Source organism: Streptomyces sp. NPDC059785 (assembly GCF_042732375.1).
Classification (GTDB): Bacteria; Actinomycetota; Actinomycetes; order Streptomycetales; family Streptomycetaceae; genus Streptomyces.
This window is the reverse complement of record NZ_JBHWHV010000008.1, coordinates 84587-101860: the sequence shown is the minus strand read 5'-3', so window position 1 is coordinate 101860 and position 17274 is coordinate 84587. Positions and strand designations below refer to the sequence as shown.

Here is a 17274-nt window from a genome sequence, read left to right as displayed (position 1 = left end):
TTTCCTGTCCTCACTTGCTGATCTCACTTGCTGCGTCTGCTTGCTGGGCCCGGCGGTTCCGGCGGGCCCGGCGGGCCTCCAGGCGAGCGAGCAGTGCCCGTGCGTGCTCGTCCGGGAACAGGCCCTCGCGGGCCACGTGGGTCCGCAGTTCCTCCTCGGTCAGCGGGTAGACGTCCCAGTACCGGCCCCAGTTGTTCACGTAGACCGAGGCCACCGTGGGGTCGGACTCGTCCAGGGCGAGCTGGGCGCCGGTCATCACCTCGTGGAAGCTGTGGTGGCCGACCCCCACCATGATGCTCGCCAGTCCGGCTCTGATGAGCCCGAGGTCCACGGGCACCCGGGCGAGCCGGGTCAGCCGGGCCACGTGCGTGATGATCCGGTAGGAGCTGCCCGAGGTGCCGGTCAGCACCAGACCGCCGGAGTCCTCGGAACGCCCCTGGAAGTCGGCGGCCATCGGGAGCGTGTGCTCCGCACTGGCAGGTGACCAGAGCAGGGCCCCGTCCCGGACCGCGATGCGCTGTTCGGCGAGGCTCAGCGGGGGCCGGACCTCGTCGGGCCGCAGCGGCGTGCGCAGCATCGCCTCCAGCTCCTCCATCTCCTGCGCCTCGTCCTCGGGGTCCAGCTCCGCCGCGCGGAGTTCGGCCACCTGCCGCCGGTACTCCAGGAACAGCTGGCTCCGCTGCCGGTCGCGGCGCTCCACCCCGATCACCGGGTGCTGCGGTTCGACGCCTCCCATGAGGTGCGGGACGAGGTCCTTGGCCACGCCGTTGAACAGGAACGTCACCCGTTCACGCAGGTTGCCGGAGTCCACCACCCGCGCCAGGTCCTCGTACGACTTCCCGACGGCGCCGGCGGACAGTTCGTTGTTGCTGCCGAACAGCCGGTAGTCGAGGCGGTTGTGCAGGGTGATGTGCCAGAACGCGCGGGCGACCTTGCCGAACTCCTCGTTGATCTGCTCGTTCTCGCCCAGGTACTCGGCCAGCCGCCGCTCGAAGTGCAGGGCCTCCTGCGCGTAGCGGACGCGGGCCAGGACCCAGTCGGGGGCGGTGCGTCCGGACGTACGTCCCTGTGTCCGGCCCTGTCCCTGGGGGCCCTCCCCGAATTCCGAGTCATCGGAGTCCGACCCATCGGAAGCCGCCTCCTCCGGCTCTTCCGGCTGCGGCTGCGGCTGCGGCTCCGGCTGCGGCTGCGGCTGCGGCTGCGGCTCATCCTCCGATTCCGAGCCCGAATCCGAGTCCGAGTCGTCCCGGGACAGCAGCGGGCGCGGGTCGTCGTCCGAGTCGTCGTCCCGCGAGAGCAGCGGACGCGGATCGTCGTCCGCGTCGGAATCGGAGTCCGAGTCGTCGTTCAGGGTCAGCGACGGGAACGATTCGAGGATCTGGCCCTCGGACCGGCCGGACCGGGGTACCGGGGCCTGGACCGGGCGCGGGGCGTCCCCGGGCGACGTGGCCTGGGCCGGGCGCGCCTTCTCCCAGGCGTCGGCGCCCGGCACGTCGCCGTCCGCCGAGGGGTGCAGCGTGAGCACCGGGTCGCCGGAGCCGTCGGTGGCGGACAGGCTCACCGGGAACTCGGTCCACCACACGGTCCGGCCGAGGCGCTGGGCGATCCGTTCCGCGAGGTCGCCGGGGTCGCCGTCGGAATCCGAGAACGCCAGGACGACCGGAGTGTCCAGGTCCTTGTCCGACAAGGTGGAGTCCTGGGCGAGCAGTTCGAGGAACTCGCCGACCGGCACCGACTGCTTCTCGCCGTCGAAGGACAGCTCCAGGAGGTCCGGGGCGTTCGCGTCCGGTGTGACCCGCACCAGGTACGGGGCCGGGGTCTTCCGCCGTCCCTGCCACGGGGCGTCCGCCGTCCCGGAAGGCGTGCCGAACCGGGTCAGGTCCACCGTCGACGCCGGCTGTCCGCCGGACGTCCAGTCGCGGCCGTCCCCGCTCCTGCCGTCCAGGGTCGTCCGTACGTCGCTGGTGGCGTACACCCCGGACTCGTCCAGGTCGAAGGCCGCCGCCGCGTCCGGGTCAAAGACGTCGAGGCCGGTCGCGAAGGCGCGGGTCAGCGTCTCGCGCAGGGTCTCGCGGTGGCCGCCCGGCATGGTGCCGGGGCGCAGGTGGAGGATCTTCGCCACGCGCGCGTTCTCGTTGACGCCGGGGGCGCTCAGCGTCTCCTCGGCCTTGACCCGCGCCCAGAACATCCGCGACCGCTCGGCCTCGCCCACCTTGTGCGGTCCGGACAGGTCGAGGGCCGTGACGGCCTCGTCCTCCGGGTCGCCGTCCCGCATCCACCCGGCGGCGGCCTCGATCGACGGCAGGTCCACGAAGCTGACCAGTCCGTCGCCGGGCCACATGGTCCAGTGCTCCGCGGCCTCGGCCAGTACGCGCCGCACGGCCTGCTGGTCCACCCCGGACGCGGCCTCCGGATGCGCCGCGATCACCCGGTTCAGCAGGTCCAGCGTGAACGGGCCCGCGCTGTCGAAGTCCGGGTCGCTGCGCCACATGTGGTCCACCGCCGCCACGCCGCGCAGCAGGTCGCCGAAGTCGGGCGCCTCGTCCACGTCATGGCCGAAGGTCAGCCGCAGGGCCCGTACCAGGCGCAGCGTCCCGGTGCGCATCTCGTCCGTGACCTCACCGTCGCCGGGGCTCAGTCCGGCGATCTCCGCGAGGCGGTCCAGCTCGGCGGTCGAGGGGTCGGGCCGGAACAGGGCCCAGGAGCGGTGGCGGCCCTGGGCGTCGGCGAACAGCGTCCGCATGTACCGGCCCTTCTCGTCCCGCGTGCCCTGGGAGCTGTAGGACAGCCGGACGGTGCGGCCCGTGGAGTTCGCGAGCTGCTGGCCCATGGAGAGGTCGCTCAGCGGGTCGGGGACGAACGGTCCCCGGTAGGCACCGCTCGCCGTGTTCGCCGCGGGGACGGCGCGGTCCCTGGGCGCGCCGCTCCAGCAGACCACGAAGTCGATCCAGTGGTCCTTCGGCAGGCTCGACAGGCTCTTGCGGCGTTTGAGCCACGGCCCCGCCTCCCGCTGGTCGACCGCCTTGACGGTGCCGTCCCGCATCGCCAGGTGGAGGTAGCCGGGCGAGCCGTGCATGTCCAGGCGGTAGGCGGTGTCCTCGGCGCCCGGACGCGGCAGTTCGTGCTCCGCGGAGACCCGGTCGGTGGCCGGGTAGAAGTGGACGTACGTCGTCATCTGATCCAGATGGCGGTCGTCGTCCTCGAAACTGGTCGCCCACTCCTCGGGCTGGTGCGAGGCGCGGCCGATCTGCTTGCCCGTCAGCGCGCTGACGATGGGACGGGTGACCACCTCGCCGTACCAGTCCGGCACGTCGTCGTCGGGGTCGGGCGCGAGGCCCGGCTCGCTCGGGACCCAGTCGCCCTGCGGGGCCTTGGGACGGCGGATCGTGTCGATGGTGCTCGTGCCCTGGTCGGAGCTGAGCGTCACCTCGCCGCTGTGCGCCCAGACCGTGCGCCCGGTGCGGTCCGCGAGCCGGCGCGGCAGGTCCAGGTACTGGTCCCCGGCGAACGGGACGGCCAGCACGATCGGGGTGTCCGGGTGCAGCCCCTCCCGGGTCACGTCCGCCGCGACGAGCTCCACGAACTCGTCGACGTCCAGGTCCCGCGTCGAGCCGTCCGGCAGCCGCGCCGCCACCCGGTCGTGCCGCCCGTCGGCCGCCACGACGTACGGGGTCACGCCCTGGGGCCAGGGGGTCCGCCGTGTCTCCAGGACGTCGTACGGGCCGGGCCCGTTGTCCTCCAGTACGTCACTGCCGGCGGCGTCCAGCTCCGCCGCCGCGTCGGCGTCCGCGGCCCAGTTGAGGCCCGGGACGCGGCGGCCCTGGACGGTGAAGTGGCGGGCGCGGCCCGGGTCGGTCAGGCCCAGCTCCGCCAGGTGGTACACGCCCAGCGCGGGCAGGCTCGTCGCCCGGCCGGCCGAGGCCGCCCGGTCCACCAGGGCGAACAGGTCCCTGCGCGTGTCCTGGTCCACGGACGTGCCGGGGGCGAGGTGCAGCAGGCGGGCGGCGAGCGCGTCCACGTCCAGCGGGCTGCGGCTCAGCGCGCGGTCCTGGCGGCGCAGGGCGTCCAGCGTCTGCACCGCCGCGGCGTCCGGCGCCTGGACGACGCGGATCGTCGCCTGCCGGCCGAGCGCGGCCCGGCTCACCCCGGCGAGCGCGCCCGTGCCCGTCCAGTCGTCCGGGACCTTCGTCATCGCCAGGGGCCTGACCCTGAAGTCCTGGGCGGTCAGCCGCGGCGCGCCCGCGGGCAGGTGCTGCTGGAGGTCGTTCAGCGCGCGGGTGAGCTGCCGCACGAACAGGTTCTGCGCGGCCTGTGCGCGCCGCCTGCCCAGGGCGCCGGGGCCGAGGGTGTGCGGGCCCTCGCCCTGCTGGGCGTCGGCGCCGTAGCCGGTGACCTCGACGCGCGGCAGCGCCGCACCGGCCCGCCGGTTGCGCAGTCCGGCGAGCGCCACCTGGTGCGCGAGTTGCCTGATGGTCTCCTCGCCGTTCGCGGACGGCGTCGTCGCGTCCCGCCCGTACGCCACCAGGCTCCGCGAGGGCAGGACGGGCAGCGGCGGGGAGGCCGGGGCGGCGAGCACCGGCACGGGGGCGGGGGCGGTCACCGGGGTGGCGGGCTCCGGTGCGGAGGTCAGCTCGACGCCCTCCATGGGGTCACCGGCGGAGGAACGGGCCTTCGCCGTCACGGAGTCCGGCGTCACGGAGTCCGGCGTCACGGAGTCCGGCGTCCCGTCCCCTGCCGTATCCCCGGTCTGCGGCGCGGTCTGCGGCGCGGTCTGCGGCGCGGCCTGTGGCGCGGCCGTGAGCGGTGCGGCCGGCAGGGGCGGTGCGACGGAGCGCGGGACCTCCTGGGCCCTCGCCGTCACAGAGTCCGCCGCCACGGACTCCGGCGTCCCGTCGTCCTCTGCCGTATCCCCGACCTCGTCCCCGGTCCGCTCCCCGACCTCGTCCCCGGTCTGCGGCGCGGCCTGTGGCGCGGCCGTCAGCGGTGCGGCCGGCAGCGGCGGTGCGACGGAGCGCGGGGCCTCCTGGGTGCCGGCCGGGTCGGTGGGGCGCGCCTCCTGCCAGTCGGCGGCCGTCGGGACGTCCGTGCTCATCAAGGGCGCGACGAGCGTGGGCACCGAGGTGCCCGCGTCGTCCTTCCCGGACAGGTCCGCCGGGAACCGGCTCCACCACACGCTGCGGCCGAGCCGCTGGGCGACCGCTTCCGCGATGCCGGGCGCGGGCCCGTCGATCCCGGTGAGCAGCAGCAGGACCGGGGTGGTCAAGTCCTTGCGGTTCAACTCCGCGTCGGCGGCTAGCAGTTCGGCGAACTCGTCGGCCGACACCCCGCGGGAGACGCCGTCGAAACTCACCTGGAGCCGGCCGCTGTCCTCGATGTCCACGTACGCCAGCACCGGGTGCGGGGCGGGCCGGTCCTTGCCGGACGCGTCCTGGCCGGCCCACGGCGCGTCGGCGACTCCGTCCGGCGTCCGGGCCTTGCCCAGTTCGGGCTTGAAGCTCGCCCCGTCCTTCCAGTCCTGGCCGTTCTTCCAGTCGCGGCCCTGAGTCGTCGCCGAGCCCATGCCCATGAGCGCCCCGGTCTGCCGGAAGGCGCCGCCCGCCTCCAGGGCGTACGCGGCCGCCACGTCGGGGTCGTTCATGGCCCGGCCCGCCGCGAAGCCGCGGGTCAGCAGGGACAGCGCCTCGCCGCGCTGTGTGCCGTCCACGCCGGCGGCGGGGTCGAGGTGCAGTACCCGCCTGGTGAGCGCGTCAGGCCCGCCGGCCCCGGCCGGTGCCTCGAGGGCCCTGACCCGCGCCCAGAACATCCGCGCCCGCTCGGTCTCGCCCACCGCGTCGGGTCCGGAGAGCTTCAGCGCGGCGACGGCCGCCTCGTTCACGGCCGTCGTGTCCCGCAGCCAGCGGGCCGCCGCGAGCGGCGCCGCCAGGCGGACGGACGAGCTCAGCGGCAGGGTGTCGGCGGTCTGCCGTACACGGGCCGCCGAGGTCAGGACACGGCGGGTGGCCTGCCGGTCCGCCCCGGACGCGGCGGCCGGGTGCGCCGCGACCACCCGGCGCAGCACCTCCGGCGTGAACGGGCCGGTCGGGCCGAGGTCCGGGTCTGCGTGCCACATCGCGTCGAGCGAGGCGGCGCCGCGCAGCAGCTCTGCGTAGTCGGCGGCGTCCTCCACGTCGTGGCCGAGGACCGCCCGCAGGGCCCGGACGAGGCGCAGCGTCCTGGCCCGGGTCTCCGGCGACGGCCCGCCGTCGTACCCGGCCTGTCCGGCCAGCCGGTCGAGTTCGGCCTCGCCGGGCTCGGGACGGCTGGTCTCCCACCACCACTGGCGGCCGCGCGCGTCGGTCCACAGCACCCGTACGGGATCGCCCTGGTACGTGCCCGCCCCCTGCACGGAGTGGGACAGGCGCACCGTGCGGCCCGTCACGTTCGCCAGGTGCTGGCCCATGGAGACCGAGTCGTCCGCGAGCGGATCGGCGGCGAACGGTACGGGCTGGTAGCCGCTGGTCTGCGAGAGGTCCTGCACGGCGGTGTCGCGCGGGGCCGAGGTGTGGCAGACCACCAGGTCGACCCAGTGGTCCTTCGGCAGGCTCGACAGGCTCTTGCGCCGCCGCAGCCACTCGCCCGCCTCGCGCCGCCCCGCGGCCCGCGAACCGCCCCCGGCCAGCGGCAGTATCAGCTGGCCCGGCAGCCCGTGGCCCGCCAGGTGGTACGCCTTGTCCTTCGGCCCGGGGTCGTCCAGCGGGAGCTTGGCCGAGTACGTATTGGTGGCGGGGTTGAGGTGGACGAACTCCGTCATCTGATCGAGGCGGCTGAAGTTGTCCTCGCGCTCGGCGAGTTCACCGGCGTCGTGCAGACTGCGGCCGATCTGCCGCCCGGTCGAGGTGCTGACGATGGGCTGGCTCAGCACGTCGCGGTGCCAGGCGGGGGCGCCGTCGTCGGGGTCGGGGGCGAGGCCGGGGCGGACCGGGAGCCAGGAGCCGTGCGGCATCCCGTCCCGGCGGACCACGGCGATGGTGGTCTGCGCGGCCGGGTCGGGGTTGCGCTTCGCCAGGCCGCTGTGCACCCACACGGTGCGGCCGGTGCGCTCAGCGAGCTTGCGCGGGAGGTCCAGGTACCGGTCGCCCGCGAACGGCACGGCCAGCACGATCGGGGCGCCGTCCGGCAGGCTCCGCAGCGCCGGGTCGGCCGCGACCAGTTCGGCGAACGTGTCGGTGTCGAGGTCCCGCGTCGTCCCGTCGGGCAGCAGCGCCGTCACGGTCTCGTGGCTTCCGTCGGCCAGGACGGTGTACGGGGTGACGTCCCACGGCCACGGGGCGAGGTCCGTCATCGGCAGGGCGGCCGCGGACGCGGGCCCGGACTCGATCTCCGCCACGAACAGGCTGTCCAGTTCCGCGACGTCGGACCCGGTCCAGTTCAGGCCCGGCACCCGGTTGCCGCCCGAGGAGACGTGCCGGGCGCGGTCCGCCGCGAGCACCCCCTCGTCCTGGAGGTGGAACGCCGTCAGCGCGGCCACGCTCGACGCCCGCCCGGCCCGGAGCGCCCGCTCGACCATCGTGTACAGGTCCCGGCGCATCTCCGGGTCGACGAGGACGTGCGGGCCGAGGTGCAGGATCCGCCGGGCGACCGCGTCGACGTCGAGGGCACCGGCGCGCAGCGCGGGGTCGGCGCGGCGCACCGCGTCCAGGGCCTCGACGGCCGCCGCGTGTCCGGGCGAGGCCAGGGTGATCGTGGCCTGCCGGCCCAGGTCGGTGCGGTGCACCGGCTGGGCGAGGTGCGCGGTGACGCCCTCGCCGGGCAGCCGGGCGCGCCCGCGCGCGGTGATTCTGAAGTCCCGCACGGACAGTCGCGGCTGACCCGCCGGCAGGTTCTGCTGGAGAGTGCGCAGCGCGTCGCCGAGCCGCTGCGCGAACAGCTCGTGGGCGGCCCGCGCGCGCTCGTCGCCCCGCTGCCGGGCGGCCTGTTCGCGCTGCTGCGCGGTACCGGCTCCGCGGGCGTCGGCACCGTACCCGGCGATGTCGACGGCCGGCAGCGGCACCTGCGCGCGCCGGTTGCGCAGACCGGCCCGCGCCACCTGGAACGCCAGCCGCTCGACGCTGCCTCGCGCGTCGGCCGAGGGGTCCGTCCGCCCCGGCGCGAACGGCACGAGGCTCAGCCGGGGCAGGGGGGCGAGCGGCCGGGCGGGCGCGGCGGTGACCGGCGCGGCGAAGACCAGTCCGCTGCCGGTGTCCAGCGCGGTCGCGGACGGGGCGGTCACGGACGGAGCGGTCGTGTCAGGAGCGACGGTGTCCGGGCCGGTCGGGTCAGGAGCGGTGGGGCCCGGTACGGACAGGTCGAAGTCGAAGCCGTCGAGGTCCATGCCGTCCATGGCGTCCATGCCGTCCAGGGCGGACGTGTCGAAGGCCGACATGTCGAAGTCGCTGAAGTCGACGCCGTCCATCGCCGACGTGTCGAAGGCGGAGAAGTCGAAGTCGGGCATGTCGAGGTCGGGCAGGTCGGTGCCGCTGCCCGACTGCGGCAGCGGCGCCCGCACCGGCGCCGTTCCCTCGCCGGTCCCCCTGGCGTCCCCTCCGGGTCCCGTCCAGCGCGGTCGCAGCCCGAGTCCCGCGCGGAGGGTGTCGGCCAGCTCGGCGGCGGAGGCGGTGTCCGTCCCGTCCGCCAGCAGGTGACCGGCGACCTGCCGTACGGCGTCGCGGAAGCCGTCACCGGCGTACCGGGAGTCGGCGAGCACCGCGTGCGGTTCGGCGGGCAGCACCAGGAAAACGGCGGCGGCCCAGGCACGGGTGGCGTCGGCCTCGTCCGTGCCCTCGGGTGCGGTGTCCGCGAAGTCGGCGTACGCCCGCGCCCACAGCCGCCGCGAGGCGTTCGCGGCGGCCGTGTCCGACGCGTCCGTCCAAGGTCCTTCGCCGGTCATCCGCACCCGGGCCAGATCAAGCGGTGACAGCGCGTCCGCGGGCAGCCGGCCGTCGCCGCGCAGCATCATCTCGGTGCGCAGGCCGACGGAGAGCGTGATGCCCGCGGCCGTCAGCTCGGCCTCGCCGACGGTCTCGCCCTCGGCGGCCCGCAGGCCCGGCGGCAGGTCGGCCTCGGTCAACTGATCGGCGATCCACCGGCGTTGACCGGCGTCCCGGGGGACGACCGGGGCCGCGGCAGCCTCGTTCTCGTCGCCTCGCGGCGCACCCGGTTCCTCCGGCGTGACGCCCAGGTCCAGCAGCCGGGCCTCGACCGCCTCCAGCCGCCCGCGCGCCGCGTCGACCGCGGCCCAGGCGTCCGCCACCACCGTCTCGTCGCCGCTGATCCGCTGCATCGTCGCGGCCTCGGCGGCGGCGTCGGCGAGCGCGGTCAGCGCCCGCGCGTGTGCGTCCCGGGCGGTGGCGAGGGGCCCCGCGACGGCGTCGGCGGACCCGGTCACGGGCGCGGTCACGGTCGTAGCGCGCACCGGCGCGTTGGTCGCCGCCGGTGTGGCCGTGGGGTTCGACAGATCGCCCTCGGGGGGCGTCGTCCGTCCCCAGGTGCCCGTCGTGGCGGGCTGCCCGTCCGGGCCCGGCAGCATCGCGACGGTGTAGGTGCCGGTCGCCGGGTCGTGGTGGAGCGTGGTGGCGCCGTGCGTGGTCCACCAGTTGCGGGCCGAGTTGCGGGCGCCCTCGCCGGGGAGGCTGCCCTCGACCGGGCGGCCCCCGACCGGACTGCCGTGCGGGACCACCGCGACGACCTCGGCGTACCCGTCCGTCGCGAGCAACTTCGGGTCCCGGAAGACGAGTTCGCCGAACTGCCGGTACGGCACCGGGCCCTCCGGCGTCCGCAGCCCGTCGGCGTCGCCGTCGGCGACGTACACGAAGGGCGCCGGGCGGTACGGGTCCGCCGCCCAGGGCGCTGGTTCGGTGCCGACGGGTACGAGCGAGCCGTCGGGCGCGTACCCGAGCAGGGTGATCACCTTGGGGTCGAAGGTGCCCTCCGGCCTGGTGGCGCCGTCCAGTGTCCGGCCCCAGGACGTGTCGTCGTCGTCCGTCAGGAGCCGGTCGGAGTCGAGCGCGCCCTCCCTCTCCAGGTGGTAGGCGGCCAGCTCGTGGTACTGCCACGGGTCGCGGCCCGCCGCCACCGCCTGCCGCGCCACGAGGACCGCCTCGTCGGCGCGCGCCGGATCGGGCGCCCTCAGGTGCAGCACCACGGCGGCGAACAGGCCGGGGTCCGCGCCGGACGTCACCGCGGCGACCTTGTACGAGGCCCACAGCAGCCGCGACCACTCGGCCTCGCCCACCGGCTCCCCGGCGTCGAGCCCGAGGACCTGCCGGGCCATGTCCTCGCGGTGCGGGGAGACGGCGAGACCGGCCAGCATGTGGGTCAGCTGCGGCAGTCCGAGCCAGTCGGTCAGGGGGCCCCGGGGCCCGTTGTCCCACCGGCGGGCCGCCTCGGTCAGCAGGCTCCGGTGGTCGTCCGGGGTGAACGCCGGTGCCGGTCCCGGGCGGAGCCCGCCCGTGCGGTGGCTCGTGAGGATCTGCTCGTACAGGTCCAGGGTGAACTGGCGCGCGCCGTCGCGGTTCAGCTGCGGGTCGGCCTCGCGCATCAGGTCGAGGGCGCCCATGCCGCGCAGCAGCTCCGGGTACCCGGGGGTCTCGTCGACCGTGGGGCCGAAGACCTGGCGCAGCGCCCGGACCAGACGCAGGGTCCGCTCCCGCACGGCCTCGGGGGCGGGTCCGGTGCCGTCGTGCAGCCCGGCCTCGCGGGCCCGCTCGTCCAGTGCGTGACCGGCCGGTTCCGGGCGGAACATGACCCAGTCGTAGGTGCGGCCCCGTGCGTCGGTCCACAGGCTGATGTACGTCGCGGGGTCGCCGGTCCTGACCTGTCCCACGGAGTTCATCAGGCCGGTGGCGAACACCGTACGGCCCGTCTCGTTGGCCGTGTGCTGGCCGACCGCGACCGACGCCAGCGGGTCGGGCACGAACGGCGGCGGGCCCTCGATGTGGCGTCCCGGTGTGTCGCCGATGCCGGGGGCCGAGCCCGCGTAGCAGACGATCAGGGCCACGGGGTGCTCGGGGGCGAGCGAGGCCAGGCTGCGGCGGCGGGCGAGCCTGCGGGCGTACGCCGGTCCGTCCTCGCGCCGCTCCCCCTGCGGTGTGTGCCAGACGCCGATGCCCGGCAGGCCGTGGTTCATGGGGAAGTACGGTGCGGGCAGGCCGAGTTGGACCCAGGGCACAACGGTGGTGGCGCCCCCGGTGTCGTAGGCGTTGCGCAGATGGGTGTAGGCGGTGACCGTCCCCAGCCGGCTGTGCGCCAGCGTCCGCTTCCAGCCTCCGTCGCTGTCCTCGGTGGGGTCCATCGAGATGAAGCCCGTGGACCGGTGGCCGTCGTGGGCGACGGAGACTGCGGTGACCCCGTCGTCCGCCGTCCCGTCGGGCGAGGCGGGCGCCGGGGCGGGGGTGCTGACGAGCCACTGGCCGTGGGGCGCCTGCTTCACCTCGTCGAGGAGCAGCAGCATCGAGCGGTCCGGGGTGCCCGGCAGGTGTCCGATGTCCGCGCGGCCGGTGGTGGCCCACACCTCGCGGCCGAGCCGGTCGGCGAGCCCGCGCGGCAGGTCGAGGGTGGCGCCGGCGGGCCGGTCGACGTGGAGGAGCAGCGGTCCCGGCCGCATCGCCATGTTCCGGTCGAGGGCCATGAGTTCGTGCAGCACCGCGGGCGGCACGGGCCGCGCGAACCCGCCGAGCCCGCGCACCACGACCGCGCCGTCCCGCTCGGCGAGCAGCACGAGGTACGGGTCGGGGTGGCCGGACGTGGGGCGCCACGGGGCGGCCTCGGGTCCGCTGTGCCCGGTCGTGCCGTCGGGGGTGCGCGAGATCCGGCCGGTGCTGCCCGTGTCGAAGTCGGCGGGCAGCGTCCGCCCGGTCCAGTTCCAGCCGCGCGGGCGGCCCTGGGCGTCGGTGAGCCGGAAGTCCGGGTGGAACGCCCCGCGGTGGGCCAGGTAGTGGGCGGACAGCGCGGTCAGGGTGGTGACGCCGGCCGAGGTGGGAGCCGCCGTCAGCCGTACCAGGGCGCCGCGGGCCGCGGCGTTCACGGTGTCGGAGGGGCCGAGCAGCAGCACCCGGCGCACCAGCGCGTCCAGGTTCAGGAAGCCGCCGCGCAGTGCGGGGTCCGCGGCCCGCATCCGGTCCAGGCGCTCCAGCGCGTCGGCGGCCCGCTCTCGGTCGACGCCGTCCAGGGAGCCGAGGCCGTGCAGCGCGTCGAGGAGCGCCTCGCGGTGCTGCTCGGCGTCGTCGGGCGAGACGTCCTGGGGCGGGGCGGTGGTGTCCTGGACAGTGGCGGTGGTGCCCGCCGGGTTGGGCATCTGCGGCACCGGGCGGTTCGGCCGGGCGGCGACGGGCCGGGTGTGGACGGTGCGGGAGCCCGGTGCCGGCCGGTGCGGGAGCGCGGTGGTGCGGGTGCCGGAGCCGCCCGCACGCGTGCCGGTGCCGCCCGCACGCGCGCTCGTGCCGGTGGCGGGCCCGCGCTCGATCTCGTCGAGCAGGTCCTGGGCGTGCTCGTCGGGGAAGCGGCCGTCCCGCGCGACGTTGTCCCGCAGCTCCTGCTCGGTGAACGGGTGGATGTTCCAGTACCGGCCCCAGTTGTCCGTGTAGTCCAGGGCCGGGTCGTGGCCCGCCACGTCGTCCAGGGCGAGCTGGGCGCCGCGCATCACCTCGTGGAAGGTGTGGTGGTCCACCGTCAGCGAGATGCCCAGCATCCCGGCCCGGATCAGGCCGAGGTCCAGGTCGACGCCCCACTGGTCGCGCATCCGCGCGGCGTGCAGCAGGAAGCGGTACGTGGACCCGGCGGTGCCGGTCGCCACCAGACCGCCCGAGTCCTCCGACCGTCCCTGGAAGTCGGCGCTCATCGCGATGTCGTACACGGAGGTCGCGGGCATCCAGGTCAGCCCGTTGTCGGTGACCGCGATGCGGCGCTCCGCCTCGCTGAGCGGCGGACGCGCGTCCTCGGGACGCGTCGCGATCGTCACCGACCGCTCCAGCTCCTCGACGGCCGCCTTCTTCTCGGCGGGCGTCAGGTCCGGCGACCGCATGATGTCCGCGGCGCGGGTCTCGAACTCGGCGTAGGCGTCGCGCCGCCGCCGGCTCGGCCGCTCCGCGGCGATCTCCGGATGCTGTTCCTCGCGGCCGCCGAGCATGTCCGGCACGAAGTCGCTGGAGATGCCCTCGTACAGGAACGCCACCAGTTCGCGCAGGTTGCCGCTGCGCAGCACCTGCTGGAGCGCCGGACGGGTGGTGCCGACGACGCCCGCCTTGTACTTGCTGTTGTCGCCGAAGGCGGCCAGGTCGCGCGGGTGCCGCTGGCGCGCGGTCGCCCAGGCGGCGTTCGCCATCTTCCGGTACTCGGCGACCACCGCCTCGTGCTCGGCCAGGTAGTCGCCGAGGCGCTTGTCGAAGGCGAGGGACTCCTCGGCGTAGCGGATGCGCGCGAGGACCCACGACGGGGCGTCGCTGTTGCGGCGGTCCGGGCTCGGCTGCGGGGAGCGGCTGCGCGCGCGGGACGCGGCGCGCGAGGCGGAGGTGGCGGTGGCGGTTCCGGTGGCCGTGGGCCGCGCGCCCGCCCGGTCGCCGGTCGTCGTGACGGTGGGCTCGGCGGTCGTCGTGGCGGCGGGCTCGGCGGTCGTCGGCCGCGGGGGCGCGGTCGCGTCGGGACCGGCGGGCGGCCCGGCGGGCGTGGTGGAGCCCGACGGCGTCCGCGGTACCTGGCGGTGGTCGTCGATGTCGACCGTCACCACGCGCCCCTGGCCGGGGTCGGTGGCGCTGCGCACCCGCTTGGCGTCCAGGGTGAGGTTGAAGTCCCGTACCGCGAGCGGCGTTCCGGACGTGCCGGTCTGGGAGGCGGCCAGGACCTGGGCGAGCCTGGCGCCGAGCGCCCGGCCGACGGCCTCGGCGCGCTTGCGGCCGCTGGCCTGGGAGCGGTTGCCGTGCCCGGTGACGGTGACGGCGGGCATCGGCAGTCCGTGCGCGCGGTTCCACAGGCCCGCGCGGGCCAGCGTCCTGGCCAGGGCGTCGATCGTGGCGTCCGTGCCGTCGGGCAGGGTGTGCTGCTCCGCCGCGAAGCGGATCGTCCGCTGGTACGGGCGCGGTGTGTGGCCGTGCAGCACGACCGTCGTCAGCGGGTTGGCGACCGCGGGCGCGGACTCCGCGAGCAGCGCCGCGTTGACCTCGTGCGCCGACTCGCCCGGCCGCTTGCTGTACGCCCGGAAGAACCACTGGTCGTTGTCCGCGATCACCGGCGCGGCGGCGCGGATCGCCTCCTTGGCGCGGTCGCGGGCCCGGTCGGCCTCGCGCACCGCGAGCGCGTGCTCGGGGCGGTCCTCGTCGAAGTAGAACGGCAGCTGCTCCGCCGCACGGACCTCGGCCAGGGCCCTGGCCACCCGCGCGAAGCCCGTCAGGCGGTCGGCCGCGCTCTCGTCCGCGCCGGTGCGGCGTGCCTCGGCGGCGCGCCGCTCGGCCCCGTCCGCCAGCCTGTTGAGGTCGTCCTCGCCGTAGCGGTCGAGGTTGTCGTCGACGATGTCGTCGAGCTGCCCGTCCGGGATCTCGCTCCGGGAGTGGGTCTCGTTCTCCAGCGTGATCTGGTGCGTGCCGTCCTCGCTGGCCAGCACGACCTGGGCGAAGTGGTACGGGGCGTGCGGGCCGACCCGGTCGCCGGGCTTGGCGTGGTTGTGCGTGAAGAGCTGCGCGCCGCCGGCGTTGGTGGTGCTGACCGACTGGATCAGATAGCCCTCGCCGACCTGCGCCCACGCGAACTCGTTGACGCCGATGCGGCGGGCGGCGGCGGCCAGCGGGGTGCGCAGCGGGTTGTCCGCCGGTTCGTGACTCAGGGCGCGGCCGTAGCGCTCGCCCGGGGTGGGGGCGCCGACCACACCGCCGGTGAAGCGCTGGTCCCGGCCCGTCTGGCGGGCCGCCCAGCGGGGGTTGACGTCGCCGGGACGGCGGGTGCCCTCGGCGACCTCCGTCAGCGCCTCGGCCAGGTGGTGGGTGCCGGTGACCTCGCGGCCGTGCTGGCCGTTCACGGGGGCGGTGGCGACGGTGTCGCCGCCGGGGCCGCGGAAGGCGACGTGGGACAGGGGCGCGGTGCCCGTGCCGGCCACCATCTGCGCGAAGTCCCGGGTGAAGGCGTGCTCCGAACCGCCGGACGCCGTCAGGAACTCGGGCTCCACCCGGAACAGCGGCTCGCCGTAGGAGCCGTCGTCCTTGGGCAGCAGCACGCCGGTCGACTCGTCGGCCTTCAGGCGTATCCCCGCCCCGGCCGCGGCCAGTCGGGCCGACGAGCGCTCGATCGCCGCGCGGGTGGCGTACACCTGGCGGCTGCGGCCGGTGGTGCCGTCGGCGGCGAGCAGCGCCAGCGTCCGGTCCTCGGAGATGTGCAGCGGCGGCCGGTCGGCCATGGGGACGGTGCCCTGGTCCTGGCGCGGCAGGACGAGCGGGGACGCGTCGGGTCCGGTGCCGTCCCCGGTCGGGACGTCGCCGACGGTGCGCGGGAGCGGCCGGGTGAACAGGACGCCGGTGCCGCGCTTGTCGATGACGCCGTAGTCGCGGGTGGTCAGCGGCCGGGTGCGGCGCTCCTCGATCCGCCGTTCCGCGTCGAGCTGGTCGGCCAGGCGGTCGAACTCCGCGTCCCCGTCGCTGCTGGACTGCTCGTCGTCGCTGTCGGGCTCCTGACCGGCGTCGAGGTCGCTGTCGCTGTCGCTGCTGACGTCGCGGGCGCCGGGCAGGCCGTCGTCCGCGCGCGGGTCGACGGAGGCCCAGCCCGAGGCGGTGTCGCCGCCGTTGTTCAGGTCGAGCATGAGGCGGGACCCGGCCGTCGGGTGCGTGGCGACACCGGTCGGCGCCTCGGGGTACCAGACGCGGCGGCCCGTCGTCCCGGCGACGAGGGTGGCGACGGGCGCGGCGAACTCCGGGGGCAGCGCCAGGACGATGTCCGCGCCGCGGGGCCGCCCGCCGTCGTACGAGATCATCATGGCCAGCTCGACGGGGTCGCTGACCCGGAAGGTGCGGCCCGGCGCGAGGGAGATCTCGACGGCGCCGCCGGCCGCCGTGGCCACGACCATGTACGGGTTCCGCCAGGGAGCGGGCCGCTGAAGGACCCGGCTGCGGCCCCGTACGACGTAGGAGTCCGCCGCGGGGGCGGGCTGCCCGGCGCGGGTGAAGTCGCGTCCGGCGGGGTTGCCCGCGCGGTCGCGCAGCAGTGTGCCCGCGTCCAGGGCGCCGCGGCCGGTCTCGATCTGCCGCTCGATGAAGTACCGGGCGAGGTCGTCGGCGCTGTCCAGGTCGTCCGAGGAGGCGTCGAGCGCCAGCGAGCCGAGGAGCTGGACGTCCGCGGGGCCCGGCCGGGCCCCGGCACCCATGTGCAGGACGTGGCGGGTGACGCGGATCAGGGCCTGGTGCAGCGCCTGCGGCTCCCGGCTCCCGTCCGCCTCCGCCTCGACGAGGTCGAACAGCGCCTCGGAGGTCTCCCGCAGCCGGTCACCCGGAATGCCGCTCCACTGGGGCCCGAACACCGTGTTCAGCCAGCCGGTGTCGGCCCACAGCGGCTGTTCGTCCTCGTCGTCGGAGTCCGACTCGTCCTCGGACTCGTCGGTGGCCTCGGGCAGCGTGGACAGGGTGCGGTCGGGGGGCAGCGGGGGCGGCACCGCGCCGTCGGGGCCGGTCTCCGGGGAGGGTTCGGGCAGCGACACCGGGTCGGTCCAGGCCGGTTCCCGCAGCTCCGCCGGGGCGTTCGCCCGCGCCTCGGCCCAGCTCGCCCCCTCCGGCGGGGTGTACGGCTCGACGTCGCCCGCCACCGCGGCCCACACCTGGAGGTGGCGTGGGCGCAGGCCGCCCTGCGCGAGCCCTTCGGGGGCCTGCTCGCGGAACGGGCCGAGCAGGCTGCCCGGCGCGTCGAGCCGCGCGGGGTTGGAGGCGTCGCTCGTCTCGTCGCGCAGGAAGAGCTGGTGCGCCAGCTCGTGCGCGAAGTCCTGCGGGTCGGCGTCGGCCCACCAGGCGCGCTGGTTCATCGGCCGGTCCCGGCCGACGAGGTCGACCGTCAGGTGGGGGTTCTCGTCCGGCGAGACGAACTCGACGGTGACGTGCAGCCGGTCGCCGTTCGGCAGCCGGTGCCCCGGCCGGTTGTAGAACTCCTCCACGCCGTCCCGCACCCGCGCCGCGACGGTGTCGGTGTCGGTGTCGGCGCCGGTCCGCCCGTCCTGTCCCGGCCGCAGGGCGAGCCGCACGGTCAGGTCGGTGACGGTCTCGCCGCCGTGCGCGAAGCGCCGTACGTCGAAGGCGG

1 protein-coding gene (running past one end of the window) is annotated in these 17274 nt (G+C 75.7%); it reads right to left on the bottom strand.

Annotation, left to right across the window (positions count from 1 at the left end):
• Nucleotides 1–10: 10 nt before the first annotated feature.
• On the bottom strand, nt 11–17274 hold the 3' portion of the coding sequence (locus tag ACFV6E_RS08575; RefSeq protein ID WP_385460077.1) for a lonely Cys domain-containing protein. The gene runs 16156 nt beyond the window's last position; only the last 17264 of its 33420 coding nucleotides appear in the window; its start codon lies beyond the right edge, outside the window; it ends in the stop codon at nt 11–13.